Raw genomic sequence first — 16,984 nt, 5'->3', positions numbered from 1 at the left:
CCGGCAGCGCTGCCGTCAATCGTTGACGTTGATCCAGCCCTCGATCGCGCCCTGTTTCGGAGTGCGGTAACGCAGCTTCACCCAACCATCCTGCTCATCCAGCATCTCCACCTGATCGCCCTGTACCAGGTAGCGCTTGGTGCTTGATGCGCCGGGCCGGTCGAACAGGAACAGGCGCGCAGGCAGCACGGTGGCGTCCAGGCCCCGCAGCGGTGCGCCGCTGGCGGGTGCACCCAATCCATCACCAATGGCGCTTTCCAGCACCTTGCCGGCGGGATCATAGGTGCGCCACACCGCCAGCGGGCCTTGGCTTTCGGTCTCTTCCCAGTGCAGCGCCTGGTTGAGCGTATCGCCCAACATCAGCACATTCTCACCGCGATACAGATAGAGCTGCGGGCCGCTGAACCGATACACGTCGGTGTACCACATCGGCCCACTGCGGCAGCTGGCGGTCAGCGTGCGCGTGGCGGCATCGGCAGTGAGGCCCATCAGTTCACCGCACTGATCGTGTCCATGAGTCACCGCCTTCAGCGCGCGCAACTCACCACTGCCCGCGTCGAAGCGATAGACCGCAACAGCCTCATTGACCATGCCCACCGCCGCGCGCGCGACCAGTTCAGGGTGTCCATCGAAATCGAGATCCTCTGCGCTCAGGCGGGCGTTGCCATCGGCATCGGGCGCGCCGGGCAGGTGCTGGCGCTTCCCGGCCGGCTGCAGCAGCACGGCAAGCATGCCGTCCTCCTGCACCTCGGCCGTCACCTGCACGCCAGCTGCCGGAGAAAAGCGCAGCGGGCCCCGGTCCTCATCCTGCGCCTGCGCCACGGGCACCAACACGCCGGCCAGCATCACGCCCAACAGCAGATCCCTGGATTTCATCCTCATTCCCTGCAGCGCCACCGTGGCGCCTCTGGGTCAGAACGATACGTCAACCGGCTGCCGCGACCACAGCACCGACTGGTGCTTGGTCTGCTGCTTCCACGCCAGCCGGATGGCCTCGATGTCGGCGCGGCGCTGCGGGCTGTCCTCGTGCAGCACCACCAGCACCTTGGTGCGCAGGCGGTTGGGCGTGGCATCGCCGCGGAACAGCCACTGGCCGTAGGCATCGAACACGGTCAGCCCATCCGGGAAGCGCGGCGTCACTTCCTTGTCCAGGAACGCGCGCCACTGCGCCTCGCTGATGGTGTCGGCCTGCGGGCGGTCACCGGCGCCCTGCTCTTCGCCCACGCCGAAATACAGCTCACTGCGCACCCAGCCGTGGCCGCTGGACGGCCGCGCGGCGTCGCCCTGCAGGTCGGCGGTGGTGGCATAGGCGCTGGGCGCCTTGGAGGACAGGCTGGCGCAGCCACTGGTGGCCAGCAGCACGGCGAAGACAAGGCCAAGGTGTTTCATCGGGAACAGCACTCCGGGAAGGGGAAAAAGCACGACGAAGGGGCACGGAGGGTACACCTGCGCCTCGGTTGCGGCTGCAACCAATGCCCTCATGCCGGCAGGGCATGAAGTGATGCGATGGGAGAAGGGGCTTGCATCGCACCACCTCCTCACGCCAAGATAATATATCGCTTCATCCGGATGGATGTAAGTGAAACTATCTCCCCCGCCCCTTCCCCACGTCGTTGCTGCTGGAGTCCGCATGTCCCCCCGCCTGTCCGCGTCGCCGCTCGGCCTCGCCATCGCGCTCGCCCTGTCCCCCGCCCTGGCTTCGGCCCAGGACGCCGCCACCAACCTGGACACGGTGATCGTCACCGGTACCCGCGCCGCCGACCGCACCGTGCTTGAATCCACGTCGCCGGTGGACGTACTGACCGCCGAGGACATCCGCAAGGCCGGCGTGGTCAATGGCGAGCTCGGCAGCGCCCTGCAGGCCCTGCTGCCCTCGTTCAACTTCCCGCGCCAGTCCAACTCCGGCGGCGCCGACCACGTGCGCGCCGCGCAGTTGCGCGGACTGTCGCCGGACCAGGTGCTGGTGCTGATCAACGGCAAGCGCCGCCACCACACCGCGCTGGTCAACACCGACAGCAAGATCGGCAAGGGCACCACGCCGGTCGACTTCAACGCGATCCCGGTCAGCGCCATCAAGCGCATCGAAGTGCTGCGCGATGGCGCCGGTGCGCTGTACGGCTCCGATGCGGTGGCCGGCGTGATCAACGTGATCCTCGACAACGGTGGCGACGGTGGCGAGATCGAAGCCAGCTACGGCGCCAACCACACCGATCTCAAGCCGATCGGCCGCACCCTCACCGATGGCCAGACCGGCAACATCAGCGCCAAAGTCGGCACCTCGCTCGGCGAGGACGGCGGCTTCCTGCGCGTCGGCCTGGAATACAAGAAGCGCAATGGCACCAACCGCGCCGGCTTCGACCAGATTCCGCCGTGGGACCAGACCGAGGCCAATCTTGCCCTGCAGGGCAAGCGCAACTATGTGCTCGGTGATGGCGCCAGCAAGGACATCAACCTGTGGCTGAACACCGAGATTCCGGTTGGCAAGACCGCGACGTTCTATGCGTTCGGCACGTTCAACCAGCGTGACACCGAAGGTGCGAACTACTTCCGCTACCCCGACGGCGATGCCAACTGGAAGCAGGTCTATCCCAACGGCTACCGGCCGATCTCCGAAGGCGAGAACCGCGATGTGCAGGCGGTGGCCGGTGTGCGCGGGCAGTGGGGCGAATGGGCTTACGACGGCAGCCTGGATTACGGCCAGAACGACTTCACCTACCGCCTGCGCGATTCGCTGAACGCCTCGCTGGGCCCGACCAGCCCGACCCGCTTCAAAACCGCCGACTACGAGTACGCGCAGACCGTAGGCAACTTCGATCTGAGCCGCGTGTTCTCGCAGTCCGACAGCATCAGCCACACCCTGGGCCTGGGCGCCGAAGCCCGCCACGAGCGCTACCAGACGCGTCCAGGCGACCCGGCCAGCTACGCCGCCGGCCCGTACACCGATCGTCCCACCGGCTCGCAGGCAGGCGGTGGCCTGACTCCGCAGGACGCGGCGACCTTGTCACGCGATGTGGCCAGCGCCTACGCAAGCCTGTCCAGCCAGTTCGGCGAAAAATTCTCCACCGACCTGGCCGCGCGCTACGAGCACAGCGATGACTTCGGTGGCGAGCTGACCGGCAAGCTCGGCCTGCGCTACGAATTCACCCCCGCATTCGCCCTGCGCGGCGCGATCTCCAACAATTTCCGCGCGCCGTCGCTGGCGCAGATCGGCTACGAATCCACCTCCACCGGCTACAACGCCGGTGGCCAGCTGGTGCAGGGCCGCCTGCTGTCGGTCAACAACCCCATCGCCCGTGGCCTGGGTGCGCAGGACCTGAAGCCGGAGAAGTCGCTGAACACCTCACTCGGCTTCACCAGCCGCATCGGCGAGCACTTCGACCTGTCACTGGACTTCTTCCAGATCGACATCGACGACCGCATCGCACTGTCGGAGAGCGTCACCGGCGATGCGCTGACCGACTACGTGGCCGCCAACTACGGCGTCAGCGGCCTGCAGAGCGCCAGCTTCTTCGTCAACGCCGCCGATACGCGCACGCGCGGTGCCGAGCTGGTGAGCAACTGGCGGCAGTCGCTGGGCGATGGCCAGTTGTTGCTGACCGGCACCTACGCCTACACCAAGACCACATTGAAGAACGTACTGGCCACGCCGGCGCAATTGCAGGCGCTCGACCCGGACTACGTGCTGTTCGGCATCGAAGAGACCAATACGCTGACCGACGCCACGCCGCGCACCCGTGGCAGTTTCGCGGCCAGCTGGAGCAACGACCGCTGGTCGCTGAGCAGCCGGGTGAACCGCTACGGCAGCGCCACCCGCGTATTCAACTTCGGTGATGGCTACATTCCGCGCCAGACCTACCAGGCCGAGTGGCAGCTGGATGCGGAAGTGGAATACCGCATCACGCCGCAGTGGAGCGTGGCCATCGGTGGGCAGAACCTGACCGACAACTACCCGGATCGCTCCAACGAAGACATCCACTACTTTGGCAACCTGCCCTACGACGTGCTGTCGCCGATCGGCAGCAACGGTGCGTACTACTACGGGCGCGTGCGTTACACGTTCTGATTGCTCTGGGTGTGATTGCCTTGGGTGGGTGCGGACCGTTGGTCCGCACAGCGTGCCGACCAACGGTCGGCACCCAGCGGGACGCCATTGGTCGCTGCGGGTGGGTGCGGACCGTTGGTCCGCACAGCCGGCGCGACCCTCAGCCGTAGCCTGACCTCGACCCCACGTACACGCTGGCGCTGGCATGGTGGTCGCCATGGCTGAACCGCTCCCCCTGCGTCCGCCACCTCCATTGCTGGACGACGCCTGCGCGTTGTTCCTCGATGTGGATGGCACCCTGATCGAATTCGCTGCACGCCCCGACGCCGTGCAGCTTCTCCCCGATGTGCGTGAAGCCATCGGCCGCATCAGTGATCGACTGGAAGGTGCCGTGGCACTGGTCAGTGGTCGCCCGCTTGAACAGCTGGACCAGCTGTTCGCGCCACTCAAGCTTCCCGCCGCGGGCCTGCATGGCCACGAACTGCGTGCGCAGGACGGGCACGTGATACGCGATGAGCATGGCGACGACACCGCCGACTGGCTGCATGCCCTTCATCAACAAGCGATGCGTTTCGCCCATGGCCACCCCGGCGTACTGGTCGAGAACAAGGGCGTAGGCCTGGCCCTGCACTGGCGTGGCGCGCCGCATGCCGCCAACGATGTGCGTGCCTTCGCCGACCGCCACATCCGCGGCCGTGCCAGCTACCGCCTGCAGCCAGGCGACCATGTCGTTGAATTCGTTCCGGTGGCTACCAACAAGGGCCGGGCCGTACGTCGGCTGATGCAGTACCTGCCGTTCCGTGGGCGTCTGCCGGTGTTCCTCGGCGATGACCTGACCGATGAATTCGGCTTCGATGCGGCCAACGGCCTGCATGGCTGGAGCGTGTTGATCGGTGAACGTGAACCCAGCGCGGCGGTGTTCGCGCTGCCCGACATACGCAGCGTGCACGCCTGGCTGCGTGAGAATGCGTATTGACCCCGGCCCCCACGGCCGCAACCGAGATGTACCGCGTGATGACCCAACCCGATCTTGATCTGGGCGTGGTCGGCAACGGCAGCTTCGGCGCCCTGGTCGACAAACACGCCCGTGTTGTCTGGAGTTGCCTGCCGACCTTCGACGGCGACCCGACCTTCTGTGCCCTGCTCAGCCCCAACCAACAGACCGGCGGTGACTTCGCCATCGAGCTGGAGGACTTCGCCGACAGCGAACAGGAATACCTCACCAACACCGCGATCCTGCGCACCGTGCTGCGCGATGCACATGGCGGCGCGCTGGAAATCCTCGATTTCGCCCCGCGCTGGCGCCAGAACGATCGTTTCTACCGGCCGGTCAGCCTGATCCGCCAGGTACGCCCGTTGTCCGGCAGCCCGCGCATCGTGATCCGCGCACGCCCGCTGGCCGACTGGGGCGCGCGCGTGCCCGAGTCCACCTGGGGCAGCAACCATGTGCGCTGGATCCTGCCCGAGCATGTGCTGCGCCTGACCACCGACGTTCCTGTGCGCTTCGTGCGTGATGGCCTGCCGTTCGTGCTCAACCACCCCATCCACCTGATCCTGGGGGTGGATGAATCGCTCAACCGCTCCATCAGCGGCTACGTGCAGGAAGCGTTCCAGCGCACCCGCGACTACTGGCGCGAGTGGGTGCGCTACCTGTCCATTCCGCTGGAATGGCAGGACGCGGTGATCCGCAGTGCGATCACCCTCAAGCTCTGCCAGTACGAGGACAGCGGCGCGATCATCGCGGCGATGACCACCTCGATTCCGGAGGCGCCCGGCAGCGTGCGCAACTGGGATTACCGCTACTGCTGGCTGCGCGATGCCGCCTTCGTGGTGCGCGCGTTGAACCGCTTGGGTGCCACCCGCACCATGGAGCAGTTCCTCGGCTACATCTTCAACCTCGCCACTACCGACGGCACCCTGCAGCCGCTGTACGGCATCGGCTTCGAAGCCAAGCTGGACGAGGACGAAGTACCCAGCCTGTCCGGCTACCGCGGCATGGGTCCGGTGCGGCGCGGCAACCTGGCCTGGGTGCAGCGCCAGCACGATGTCTACGGCAGCGTGGTATTGGCATCGACCCAGCTGTTCTTCGACCGCCGCCTGCAGGATCCGGGTGACAGCCACACCTTCGCTCGGCTGGAACCGCTGGGCGAACAGGCCTTCGCACTGCACGACGTGCCCGACGCCGGCCTGTGGGAATTCCGCGGCCGCACCGAAGTGCACACCTACACCAGCGCGATGTGCTGGGCGGCGTGCGATCGCCTGTGCAAGATCGCGGTGCGCCTGAAGCGTGATGACCGCGCGCAGTACTGGCGCGAACGTGCCGACACCATCCACGCACGCATCATGGAAAAAGCCTGGAGCGAGGAGCTCGGCCACTTCACCGACACCTTCGATGGCCATCGCCTGGATGCCTCGCTGCTGCTGCTGGCCGACATCGGCTTCATCGACGCCAACGACGCACGCTTCGTCGCCACCGTCGAGGCCATCGGCCGCGACCTCAAGCATGGCAATGCGCTGTACCGCTACATCGCACCGGATGATTTCGGCGAGCCGGAAACCAGCTTCACCATCTGCACGTTCTGGTACATCGATGCGCTCGCTGCCATCGGCCGCATGGACGAAGCGCGCGACATGTTCGAAGCGCTGCTGCAGCAGCGCAACCATCTGGGCCTGCTGTCGGAAGACCTGGCCTTCGACGGTGGTGAGGCCTGGGGCAACTTCCCGCAGACCTACTCGCACGTCGGCCTGATCACCGCGGCCATGCGCCTGTCGCGTTCCTGGCAGGAGGCCTCGTGAGCCGTCTTGTCATTGTTTCCAACCGCGTGGCCGTCCCCGGCGAGAACCGCGCCGGCGGCCTCGCCGTGGGCCTGCTGGCGGCACTGAAGGAGCGCGGTGGGCTGTGGTTCGGCTGGAGTGGCAAGAGCGTGCGCGAGGCCAGTGGCGCGCTGCACGAACAGCGCGATGGTGACATCCAGTACGTCACCATGGACCTGGCCAAGCGCGATGTGGATGGCTACTACAACGGCTTCGCCAACCGCACCCTGTGGCCCCTGCTGCACTTCCGCCTGGACCTGGTCGACTACGACCGCGGCACCCGCGAGACCTATCACCGGGTCAACGCACTGTTCGCCGACAAGCTGGCGCCGCTGCTGCGCGAAGACGACATCGTCTGGATCCATGATTACCACCTGATTCCGCTCGGCGCGATGCTGCGCGAGCGCGGCATCGGCTGCCGCATCGGCTTCTTCCTGCACATCCCGATGCCCTCGGCCGACCTGCTGCAGGCCATGCCCGACCATCTGCGGCTGTTCTCGGCGCTATACGCCTACGACCTGGTCGGCTTCCAGACCCAGCGCGATGCCGATCGCTTCCAGACCTACCTGCGCCTGTTCGGCGGCGGTCGGGTGCTCGACAACGGCAACCTCGAAGCGCCTGGTGGACGCCACTTCCGCGCCGCGGCATTCCCGATCGGCATCGACACCGAGCTGATCGCCCGCCAGGCCAGCACCGCCGCCAGCAAGGCGGCAGTGAAGAACCTGCGCAGCAGCCTGCGCGACCGCCAGCTCGCCATCGGCGTGGACCGCCTTGACTACTCCAAGGGCCTGCCCGAGCGTTTTCTGGGCTTCGAACGCTACCTGCAGCGCCATCCCGACCAGCGCGGCTCGCTCACCTACCTGCAGATCGCCCCGGTCTCGCGCGGCGATGTCACCGAGTACCGGCAACTGCGCAGCCAGCTGGAGCAGATCGCCGGCCACATCAATGGTGGCCACGCCGAGCCCGACTGGACCCCGCTGCGCTACGTCAACCAGAACTTCACCCACGCCACCCTGACCGGTTTCTACCGCGCCGCCGCTGTCGGCCTGGTCACCCCGCTGCGCGATGGCATGAACCTGGTCGCCAAGGAATACGTGGCCTCGCAGGACCCGGAAGATCCCGGTGTGCTGGTGCTGTCCCTGCTGGCCGGCGCCGCCGATGAACTGAAGCAGGCGCTGCTGGTCAACCCGCATGACCTGGACGGCGTGGCCGATGCCATCGCCACCGCCGCGACGATGTCCCTGCGCAAGCGCCAGGAGCGCTGGCACGCGATGATGGAACACCTGCGCACGTACGACATCAACCACTGGCGCCGCAGCTACCTCGAGGCGCTGGAGGGCTGAGGCAAGAGCTCCTGTAGAGCCGAGCCATGCTCGGCTGGCTCTTCCGTAGAGTCGAGCGGAGCAATCGAGCATGGCTTGACTCTACAAGAGCCAGCCGAGCATGGCTCGGCTCTACAACAACAGGCGATCAATCGAGGAAGCGCGCGGCCTGTGCCGGCGTCGGCAGGAAGCAGGCGTCATGCCGCCCGAACCAGCGATAGCGGTTGCGCGCCAGCACGCGGTACGCACCATCGCGCCAGCGCCGTGGCAGCACGCGCAGCACGGCCGCCAGCCGCCAACCACCGCCCAGTGCGTCCAGAACGCGCAGGATCGCATCGGTATCGGTCCACGCGCCCTGCCCGTCCAACAGCAGGAACGAGGTCGGGTCGTGCGCGTCCAGGCCGTGCGCCCGCAACAGCGCGCTGCCCTGCGCGCCCTGCATTGCCGCGAAGCGAAAGCGCTCCTGCCGGTCGAACCGCAGCAGGAAACGTACCCAGCGACTGCACAATGCGCAGACGCCGTCGAAGACGATCACGCCGCCAGGTTCTGCGCCCGCAGCGCGATCCTCCCGCATCAGTCCATCCACACCAGCGTCGCCATCCGTCCGGTACGGCGGTCGCGGCGATGCGAGTACAGGTCCGCATCGGCCATGGTCGAGACCGTGCCGCCATGGATGTTGCCCAGCTCCATGCCCGCCGCCTGCAGGCGCTGGCGCGCCAGCGCGAACAGGTCCACCTTCCAGTGGCCGGGGCGGGTTGCCACGAAGGCCGAAGCAGCGGCCGCGTCGTGGCCGACGAAGGCGTGGTACACCTCTTCGCCGATCTCGTAGTCGGCTGGTCCCGCTGCCGGGCCCAGCCACGCGCGCAGCTGTGCCGGCTGCGTCTGCATGGCGGCCACGGTGGCCTCCAGCATGCCGTCGGCCAGGCCGCGCCAGCCGGCATGGGCAGCGCCCACCTCGCTGCCATCGACAGCGGCGAATACCACCGGCAGGCAGTCCGCGGTGAGGATCGCCAGCACCACGCCAGGGACCGACGTCACCGCGGCATCGGCCACCGGTTCGCTGGCCCCTTCCACGGGCGGCGCAGCGAAGCGCAGCACGGTGCTGCTGTGCACCTGGCGCAGCCAATGCGGCGCCGACGGCAGCGCCAGCCCCTGCTGCAGCAACTGCCGGTTGTGCTCGACATTGGCCGGGCTGTCACCGTCGGCCGCGTGCCGGTTGCCCAGGTTGAACTGGGCGAACGGCTCCGGCGAGACGCCCGCGCCATGCCGGCGCGTGGTCAACGCATGCACGCCCGGGGGCGTCGGCCAATCAGCCTGCAGCAGCGGCAGCGCGGTCGTCATTACCAGCGGTTCCGCTCGCGCTCGGCGAAGGCAGCACTGTCTTCGCGCAGCACCTTCATCAGGTGCAGCATGTCAGCCGGCGCCGGCGCGGTATTGCGCACCGGCTCACCGCTGATCGGATGCACGAATTCCAGGGTCTCTGCATGCAGGGCCTGGCGCTTGAAGCCGCGCAGCGCGGCCACCAGCTCGTCGCTGGCACCCTTGGGCAGCTTCAGCGCGCCGCCGTACAGCTGATCGCCCACGATCGGATGACGCAGGTGCGCCATGTGCACGCGGATCTGGTGGGTGCGTCCGGTTTCCAGGCGGCATTCCAGCGCGGTATGCGCGCGGAAGCGCTCGCGCAGGCGGTAATGGGTCACCGCTTCCTTGCCATCCTCGCGCACGCCCATCTTCAGGCGGTCGCGCGGGTGACGGTCGATCGGCGCATCGGCCGTGCCACCGGCCACCAGCGCGCCCATCACCACGGCCAGGTACTGGCGGTGCACGTCACGGGCGGCCAACTGTTCGACCAGCGCGGTCTGCGCTTCCAGCGTGCGGGCCACGACCATCACGCCGCTGGTGTCCTTGTCCAGGCGATGCACGATGCCCGCGCGCGGCAGCACCGCCACGGACGGGTCGCGGTACAGCAGCGCATTGACCAGGGTGCCGCTGTGGTTGCCGGCGCCGGGGTGCACGACCAGGCCGACCGGCTTGTTGATCACCAGCAGGTGCTCGTCCTCGAACAGCACGTCCAGCGGGATGTCTTCCGGCTCGGCGGTGGTCTGTGTTTCCAGCACCACCTGCAGGGTGACCACCTCGCCGCCGCGCAGTGCATCGCGCGGGCGCGCCTGTGCGCCGTCCAGCAGGACGTCGCCGGCCTTGATCCACTCGGTCAGGCGGGAGCGGGAGTATTCGGGGAACAGCTCGGCCACGACTGCGTCGAAGCGACGGCCGGCGGAGGTGTCGGGGACAATGGCCTGGCGGGCCGATTCGGAGGGTTGTTCAGACATGGCAGGGGGCATCTTTGAAATTTTGGGGTCCCGGCGAGCCGGTTTCAGTCGCTGGACAGGACACTAGGCTATCATCGACCCTTCGTATTCCAGCCGCGTCCCGCATTGACCCCATGATCCGACGCTCCGTCCTGCTCTCCGCGCCCGTCCGCCTGACCGCCCTTCTGCTGGTGCTGGTCATCGTCGCCACCGGCTGCAACCGCGGCACCAAGGGCGATCGCCCTGATGAAGGCACCCCGGTCGAACAGCTCTACGAAAAGAGCCACAAGCTGATGCAAGGCGGCAACTGGAGCGGCGCCGAAGCCAGCTTCCGCCGTCTGGTGGCACAGTATCCCTACGGCCCGTACACCGAGCAGGCGATGATCGAATCGGCCTATGCCCAGTACAAGGCCGGCAAGCACGATGACGCCGTGTCCAGCATCGACCGCTTCATCCGTACCTACCCGACCCACCGCAACATCGCGTACCTGTACTACCTGCGCGGCCTGGCCAACTCCAACCGCAATACGGTTTTCCTGCGTCGCGTATGGTCGCTGGACGCAAGCCGCCGCGATCTGTCCACGCCGCACCAGGCGTATTCAGACTTCAACATCGTGGTCGACCGCTACCCCAACAGCCGCTATGCCGCCGACGCGCGCCAGCGCATGCTGGTGCTGCGTGACGTATTCGCCCAGCACGAGCTCGACAACGCCCTGTACTACATGCGCCGTGGTGCCTGGGTCTCGGCCGCCGGCCGCGCCAACTACCTGCTGGAAACCTACCCGCAGAGCGCGTTCCAGAACGATGCCGTGGCGGTACTGGCCGATTCCTACACCCACCTGGGCAACAAGACCCTGGCCGACGACGCCCGCCGCGTCCTGGAACTGAACCAGCCGGACCACCCGTGGCTCGAAGGCAAGTGGCCGAGGTATCCGTGGATGATCCGCAAGCTGAACCCGTTTGCTGGCGAAAAGTCCGCCGCCACCGGCCAGCGCAACGCGCGACTGGAAAAGAAGTAAGAAAAGAGGCCCCGCAAGGGGCCTTTTTTTTGCCTGGCGTCATCGCTAGGAATTCTCCGAATCCGTGATCGCTGCGACATCCGTCCCAGTCAGCACGAAGGACAGCTTCCAGACTGCGGCGCAAAGGCCATCCCGGCCTGCATGGAGCGCCATATGTCCTCATCGTCCCCGCGGTTCCGCCCTCGCCCGACCCTGCTGGTCACGGCCCTGCTCGTTCTGGCCGCCAGCCCCGTTGCCGCCCTCGCGGCGCAGCCGGGCGACCTGCTCTCAGCCTCGCCCTACCGTGCCAGCTGGGTGCCCTCCAAGGCCGCCCAGGCCTACAAGCTGGCCTACCGCACCCCCGATCATCACGGTCGCCTGGCCCAGGCCACCGGGCTGGTCTACCTGCCCGCCGGGCCTGCGCCGGCAGGGGGCTGGCCGGTGGTGTCCTGGGCGCACGGCACCCAGGGCATCGCCGACCACTGCGCGCCTTCGGTATCCGGCCCCTATCAGCCCGAGCGCGATGGCCGCTTCCTCGACCAGTTCCTGGGACAGGGCTATGCCGTCGTTGCCGCCGATTACCAAGGCCTGGGCAGCCCGGGTGACCATGCCTACCTGCACGTGCGTACTTCCGCGCGCAACGCCATCGATCTCATCAAGGCCGGCCGCCATTTCCTCGGCACTGCCACGCTGTCGCCGCGCTGGGTCTCCGTGGGCCACTCGCAGGGCGGCGCCGCCGCACTCACTGCCGGGCATCTGGCGCCATCCTATGGCCCCTCGCTGCAGTACCGCGGCAGCTTCACCACCGGCACGCCCACGGCCGTCGAACTGACCGCACTGGTCATGAAGCCCGACAACCGCGCCGCCAATCCCGGGGCGGTCAACGCCTATCACGCCTACCTGCTGGATGGCCTGCTGCAGGTGGAACCGCGCATCGCACAGGTGCTCAGCGATGAAGGCCATGCGCGGGTCGCGCTGGCGCGCCAGCAGTGCCTCGGCCCGTTGGCGGCTACCCTGGAAGGCGCCAACACCGGAGAAATGTTCAGCGCACCGCTGACCTCGGTACCGGGTATCTGGTCACTTTTGCATGACTACCTTGGCGTGCCGCGGCGAGGCTTCAGCCAGCCGCTGATGCTGGGCCACGGCAGCCAGGACCGCGACGTGCCCTATCTCACCACCCTGCTGTATGCCGTCGGCCTGGCCCTGCGCGCCGAACCGGTGGCATTCCGCCGATACCCGGTCGACCATCGTGGCACGCTCGACGCAGCCGCCGCCGATGGCCTGGCATTCGTGCGTGCGCGGTTGGACAACGATCAGTTCAACGAAGCCGCTGAAACCGCAGGCCTGGAACAGCTGCTCAACGAAGCCCGGTAGATCCACGCCATGCGTGGATGGGCGGTACACGCGGTTGCCGGCCAGCGGCCGGCACTACCTATCGTCTGGTAGCGCCGGGCCATGCCCGGCGACCAGCCCTCAGCCCTTGTAGCCGTTGCTGATCGGGTAGCGGCGCTCACGCCCGAACGCGCGGCGCGAGACCTTCGGGCCCGGCGCGGCCTGGTGGCGCTTCCACTCGCTGATGCGCACCAGCCGCAGCACACGATCCACCACCGCTGGGTCATAGCCGGCAGCGACGATCTCCGTGCGCGATTGCTCCTGGTCGATGTAGCGATACAGGATGCCGTCCAGCACATCGTAGGCCGGCAGCGAGTCCTGGTCAGTCTGGTTCTCACGCAGTTCGGCCGATGGCGGGCGGCTGATCACCGCCGGCGGAATCACCGGCGCGCCGCCCACGGTATTGCGCCACTTGGACAGGCCAAACACTTCCGTCTTGTACAGATCCTTCAGCGGCGCGTAGCCGCCACACATGTCGCCGTAGATCGTGGCGTAGCCGACCGCGTACTCGCTCTTGTTGCCGGTGGTCAGCAGCAGGCCACCGAACTTGTTGGCCAGCGCCATCAGGATCACGCCACGGCTGCGCGACTGCAGGTTCTCCTCGGTCACATCCGGCGTGGTGCCCTCGAACATCGGTGCCAGCGCCTGCATCAGGCCCTGGAATGCCGGCTCGATGGAAACAGCTTCCAGCTTCACGCCCAGCGCTTCGCACTGCTCAGCGGCCAGGTCGTTGGACATGCCGGCGGTGTAGCGCGAAGGCAGGCGCACCGCGGTGACGTTCTCCGCACCCAGCGCATCAACCGCCATCGCCAGCACGATCGCCGAGTCGATGCCGCCGGACAGACCCAGCCACACCTTCTTGAAGCCGTTCTTGCTGCAGTAGTCCTGGATGCCGCGGGTCACCGCGCGCCAGGCCAGCGCGTCCATGCTCTCGTCGCCGTCGTCCAACCACACGTGCGGCATGAAGCGGCGCGTCGCGCCGTCGTACTCCACCACCAGCCACTGGTCGACGAAGGCAGCCGCGGCCGGATGCACCGTGCCATCGCCGTCGGCCACCACCGATGCACCATCGAACACCAGGGCATCCTGGCCGCCCACCACGTTGAGGTAGGCGATGGCCGCGCCACTTTCGCGGGTGCGTGCAGCCAGCACCGCATCGCGCTGGGCATGCTTGCCGCGCTCGTAGGGCGAAGCGTTGGGCACCACCACCAGCTGCGCACCGGCACGTACCGTATCGGCCAGCGGCTCGGCGAACCAGAGGTCTTCGCAGATCAGCAGGCCCACCGGAATGCCATCAACCTCGAATACGCAGCTGCCACCGTCGGGATCGACATCGAAGTAGCGACGCTCGTCGAACACCGCGTAATTGGGCAGCTCGCGCTTGCGGTAGGTCTGCTCCACCAGGCCATCGCGCAGCACGCTGGCCGCGTTGTAGACCACCGCACCGGCCGCCTGCGGCCAACCGACCACGGCGGTGATGCCACGGCACGCAGCCGCAATACGGGTCATCGCCTGCTCGCACTCGTACAGGAAGCCCGGGCGCAACAGCAGGTCTTCCGGCGGATAGCCGCTGACTGCCAGCTCGGGGAACATCACCAGCCCGGCGCCGTACTCGTCGCGCGCCTGGCCGATCATCTCGATGATGCGCTCGGTGTTGCCGGCGACGTCGCCAACCGGGAAGTCGAACTGCGCCATCGCGATGCGGATCGAAGCCATGAGGGTCCAGCCTGTGGTTGCAATGCCGCCATTGTAACGCCGGGGTCAGATCCCTTTTGCAGGGCAAAAGGGATCTGACCCCATTGCAGACGCAGAAAGGCCGCCCGGAGGCGGCCTTTCTGTTTGAAGCAGCCGAGCGTGGGCTCGGCTCTACAGAATCGTCTGCCAGAGGCAGTCGATCTTATTTCACCAGCTTGGCGATGGCAGCGCCCAGGTCGCCCGGCGAACGCACGGTGACGACGCCAGCAGCTTCCATGGCAGCAAACTTGCCTTCGGCAGTGCCCTTGCCGCCCGATGCGATCGCACCGGCGTGGCCCATGCGCTTGCCGGCCGGAGCCGAAGCACCGGCGATGAAACCGACGACCGGCTTCTTCACGTGGTTCTTGATGTACTCGGCACCGGCTTCTTCAGCGTCGCCGCCGATTTCGCCGACCATGATGATGCCTTCGGTCTGCGGGTCTTCGTTGAACAGCTTCAGGCAGTCGACGAAGTTCAGGCCGTTGATCGGGTCACCACCGATGCCGATGCAGGTGGACTGGCCCAGGCCGACTTCGGTGGTCTGCTTGACCGCTTCATAGGTCAGGGTGCCCGAACGCGACACGATGCCGATCTTGCCCGGCTTGTGGATGTGGCCCGGCATGATGCCGATCTTGCACTCGCCCGGGGTGATGACGCCCGGGCAGTTCGGCCCGATCAGCACGGTGTCCGGATGCGAACGGGTCAGCACGTTCTTGACGCGCAGCATGTCCAGCACCGGGATGCCTTCGGTGATGCAGACGATGACCTTGATGCCGGCAGCAGCGGCTTCCAGGATCGCGTCAGCCGCGTACGGCGGCGGCACGTAGATGACCGAAGCGTTGGCGCCGGTGCTCTGCACGGCGTCGGCAACGGTGTTGAAGACCGGCAGGTCGATGTGGGTGGTGCCACCCTTGCCCGGGGTCACGCCGCCAACAACCTGAGTGCCGTACTCGATCATCTGAGTGGCGTGGAAGGTGCCCTGCTGGCCGGTGAAGCCCTGCACGATCACCTTGGTGTTCTTATTGATCAAAACTGACATTGGATTTCCTTCGGTGTCGGATCAGGCGGCGTTCTTGACAGCTTCGACGACCTTCTTGGCACCGTCGTTGATGTTGTCGGCCGGGATGATGGCCATGCCGCTGTCACGCAGCAGCTGCTTGCCTTCTTCCACGTTGGTGCCTTCCAGACGCACCACGACCGGAACCTTGACGCCCACTTCCTTCACAGCGGCGATGATGCCTTCGGCAATCATGTCGCAGCGGACGATGCCGCCGAAGATGTTGACGAAGATGCCTTCGACCTTGTCCGAGGACAGGATCAGCTTGAACGCTTCGATGACGCGCTGCTTGTTGGCACCGCCGCCCACGTCCAGGAAGTTCGCCGGCTCGCCGCCGTTGAGCTTGATGACGTCCATGGTGGCCATGGCCAGGCCTGCGCCGTTGACCATGCAGCCGATGTTGCCGTCCATGGTGACGTAGTTGATGTCCAGCTCCGAAGCGATCACTTCGGTCGGATCTTCCTGGGTCTTGTCGCGCATGGCGACCAGCGCCTTCTGACGGAATGCGGCGTTGTCGTCGCTGTCGAACTTGCCGTCCAGCGCGTACAGGTTGCCGTCGTCCAGGATGGCCAGCGGGTTGATTTCAACCAGCGCCAGGTCCTTTTCATTGAACAAGCGGTACAGGTTCACCATGATGTTGGCGAACTGGCCGGCCTGCTTGGCGGTCAGGCCCAGCTTGAAGCCGAAATCACGACCGTGGTAACCCTGCACGCCTTCGACGAAGTCGACGTTCAGCGAGTGGATCAGCTCCGGGGTTTCAGCGGCGACCTGCTCGATCTCCACGCCGCCTTCCGAAGAAGCGATGTAGGTGATGGTCTTGGTGCCACGGTCAACCAGCACCGACAGGTACAGTTCCTTGACGATCTCGCCAGCGGTGGTCACCAGCACCAGGTTGACCGGCAGTTCAACGCCAGCGGTCTGGTAGGTGGCCATCTTGGTGCCGAGCATCTTGGCCGCAGCGGCCTTCACGTCGTCGGTGGTCTTGCAGAACTTGACGCCGCCAGCCTTGCCGCGGCCGCCAGCGTGGATCTGCGCCTTGACCATCCAGGGGCCCTGGCCCAGGGAGTTGGCAGCGGCAACAGCTTCGTCCGGGGTCGCAGCGACCTTGCCGGCCGGGACCGGGATGCCGTACTCGGCAAGCAGTTGTTTTGACTGGTATTCGTGGAAATTCATGCGTCACCGTGGGAATAGGAACGACCGCACGCAATTCCTCAGGGCCCCGGCGGGGCGCCGGCATGGACCGCGGCGGGCCCACTATTGTGGCCGAGCCAGCGCCGGGGCGCAAAGAAGTATGGACAAAAGGCCGGGACCGGCCA

The 16,984-nt window shown here is 66.6% G+C and carries 14 protein-coding genes; 6 read left to right on the top strand and 8 right to left on the bottom strand.

The window, feature by feature from the left end; genetic code table 11:
- Window positions 1-15: 15 nt before the first annotated feature.
- Both MRBLST15_RS12365 and MRBLST15_RS12360 read right to left on the bottom strand, forming a co-directional pair.
- Window positions 16-876, bottom strand: a complete 861-nt coding sequence (locus tag MRBLST15_RS12365; RefSeq protein ID WP_367786021.1) for an SH3 domain-containing protein — start codon at window positions 874-876, stop codon at window positions 16-18.
- A 36-nt stretch (window positions 877-912) separates the two neighbouring features.
- Complete coding sequence (locus tag MRBLST15_RS12360; protein WP_367786020.1) at window positions 913-1,389, bottom strand: DUF3574 domain-containing protein; 477 nt, start codon at window positions 1,387-1,389, stop codon at window positions 913-915.
- A gap of 241 nt (window positions 1,390-1,630) precedes the next feature.
- Here MRBLST15_RS12360 and MRBLST15_RS12355 point away from each other — a divergent pair, with 241 nt between their 5' ends.
- From MRBLST15_RS12355 to otsA, 4 genes are all read left to right on the top strand, one after another.
- Complete coding sequence (locus MRBLST15_RS12355) at window positions 1,631-4,063, top strand: TonB-dependent receptor plug domain-containing protein (RefSeq protein WP_367786019.1); 2,433 nt, start codon at window positions 1,631-1,633, stop codon at window positions 4,061-4,063.
- A gap of 196 nt (window positions 4,064-4,259) precedes the next feature.
- A complete protein-coding gene (gene otsB / locus MRBLST15_RS12350; RefSeq protein ID WP_099820904.1) occupies window positions 4,260-5,018 on the top strand; it encodes a trehalose-phosphatase in 759 nt (252 codons plus the stop codon).
- A gap of 38 nt (window positions 5,019-5,056) precedes the next feature.
- Window positions 5,057-6,838 (top strand): glycoside hydrolase family 15 protein, encoded by a 1,782-nt coding sequence (locus MRBLST15_RS12345; protein ID WP_367786018.1) that lies wholly within the window; start codon window positions 5,057-5,059, stop codon window positions 6,836-6,838.
- Window positions 6,835-8,199: an alpha,alpha-trehalose-phosphate synthase (UDP-forming) gene (otsA, locus tag MRBLST15_RS12340; protein ID WP_180165720.1), complete on the top strand. Its 1,365-nt coding sequence runs from the start codon at window positions 6,835-6,837 to the stop codon at window positions 8,197-8,199. The genes MRBLST15_RS12345 and otsA overlap by 4 nt, the downstream gene beginning before the upstream one ends.
- Before the next feature lie 127 nt (window positions 8,200-8,326).
- Here the strand turns inward: otsA and MRBLST15_RS12335 are convergent, their stop codons facing one another.
- Genes MRBLST15_RS12335 through rluD form a run of 3 tightly spaced genes read right to left on the bottom strand, consistent with a single transcriptional unit; the run spans window position 8,327 to window position 10,508 of the window.
- On the bottom strand, window positions 8,327-8,752 hold the full coding sequence (locus MRBLST15_RS12335; protein WP_265951415.1) for a thiol-disulfide oxidoreductase DCC family protein: 426 nt from the start codon (window positions 8,750-8,752) through the stop codon (window positions 8,327-8,329).
- Entirely contained in the window at window positions 8,752-9,519 is a 768-nt protein-coding gene (gene pgeF / locus MRBLST15_RS12330; protein WP_265951416.1) for a peptidoglycan editing factor PgeF, read from the bottom strand. Before pgeF ends, MRBLST15_RS12335 begins: the two co-directional genes overlap by 1 nt.
- Window positions 9,519-10,508 (bottom strand): 23S rRNA pseudouridine(1911/1915/1917) synthase RluD, encoded by a 990-nt coding sequence (gene rluD, locus MRBLST15_RS12325; RefSeq protein ID WP_099820878.1) that lies wholly within the window; start codon window positions 10,506-10,508, stop codon window positions 9,519-9,521. Before rluD ends, pgeF begins: the two co-directional genes overlap by 1 nt.
- A 113-nt stretch (window positions 10,509-10,621) precedes the next feature.
- Here rluD and MRBLST15_RS12320 point away from each other — a divergent pair, with 113 nt between their 5' ends.
- Window positions 10,622-11,506, top strand: coding sequence for an outer membrane protein assembly factor BamD (locus tag MRBLST15_RS12320; RefSeq protein ID WP_265951417.1), 885 nt, complete (start codon window positions 10,622-10,624; stop codon window positions 11,504-11,506).
- A gap of 153 nt (window positions 11,507-11,659) precedes the next feature.
- On the top strand, window positions 11,660-12,859 hold the full coding sequence (locus MRBLST15_RS12315) for a lipase family protein (protein WP_367786017.1): 1,200 nt from the start codon (window positions 11,660-11,662) through the stop codon (window positions 12,857-12,859).
- 99 nt (window positions 12,860-12,958) lie between these two features.
- On the opposite strand, the gene MRBLST15_RS12310 is transcribed toward MRBLST15_RS12315, so the two are convergent.
- From MRBLST15_RS12310 to sucC, 3 genes are all read right to left on the bottom strand, one after another.
- On the bottom strand, window positions 12,959-14,593 hold the full coding sequence (locus tag MRBLST15_RS12310; protein WP_367786016.1) for an NAD+ synthase: 1,635 nt from the start codon (window positions 14,591-14,593) through the stop codon (window positions 12,959-12,961).
- A 181-nt stretch (window positions 14,594-14,774) separates the two neighbouring features.
- Window positions 14,775-15,650 carry a succinate--CoA ligase subunit alpha gene (gene sucD, locus MRBLST15_RS12305; protein WP_017356169.1) on the bottom strand — a complete coding sequence of 292 codons (876 nt, stop codon included), beginning with the start codon at window positions 15,648-15,650 and terminating at the stop codon, window positions 14,775-14,777.
- Window positions 15,651-15,671: 21 nt separating this feature from the next.
- Window positions 15,672-16,841, bottom strand: coding sequence for an ADP-forming succinate--CoA ligase subunit beta (gene sucC, locus MRBLST15_RS12300; RefSeq protein ID WP_025874298.1), 1,170 nt, complete (start codon window positions 16,839-16,841; stop codon window positions 15,672-15,674).
- Between the last annotated feature and the right edge of the window lie 143 nt (window positions 16,842-16,984).

The organism is Stenotrophomonas sp. LST15-1-1.1, from assembly GCF_040815575.1.
Lineage (GTDB): Bacteria > Pseudomonadota > Gammaproteobacteria > Xanthomonadales > Xanthomonadaceae > Stenotrophomonas > Stenotrophomonas lactitubi_B.
Note: the sequence above shows the minus strand (reverse complement) of the source record. Positions and strands in the feature narration are given on the sequence as shown.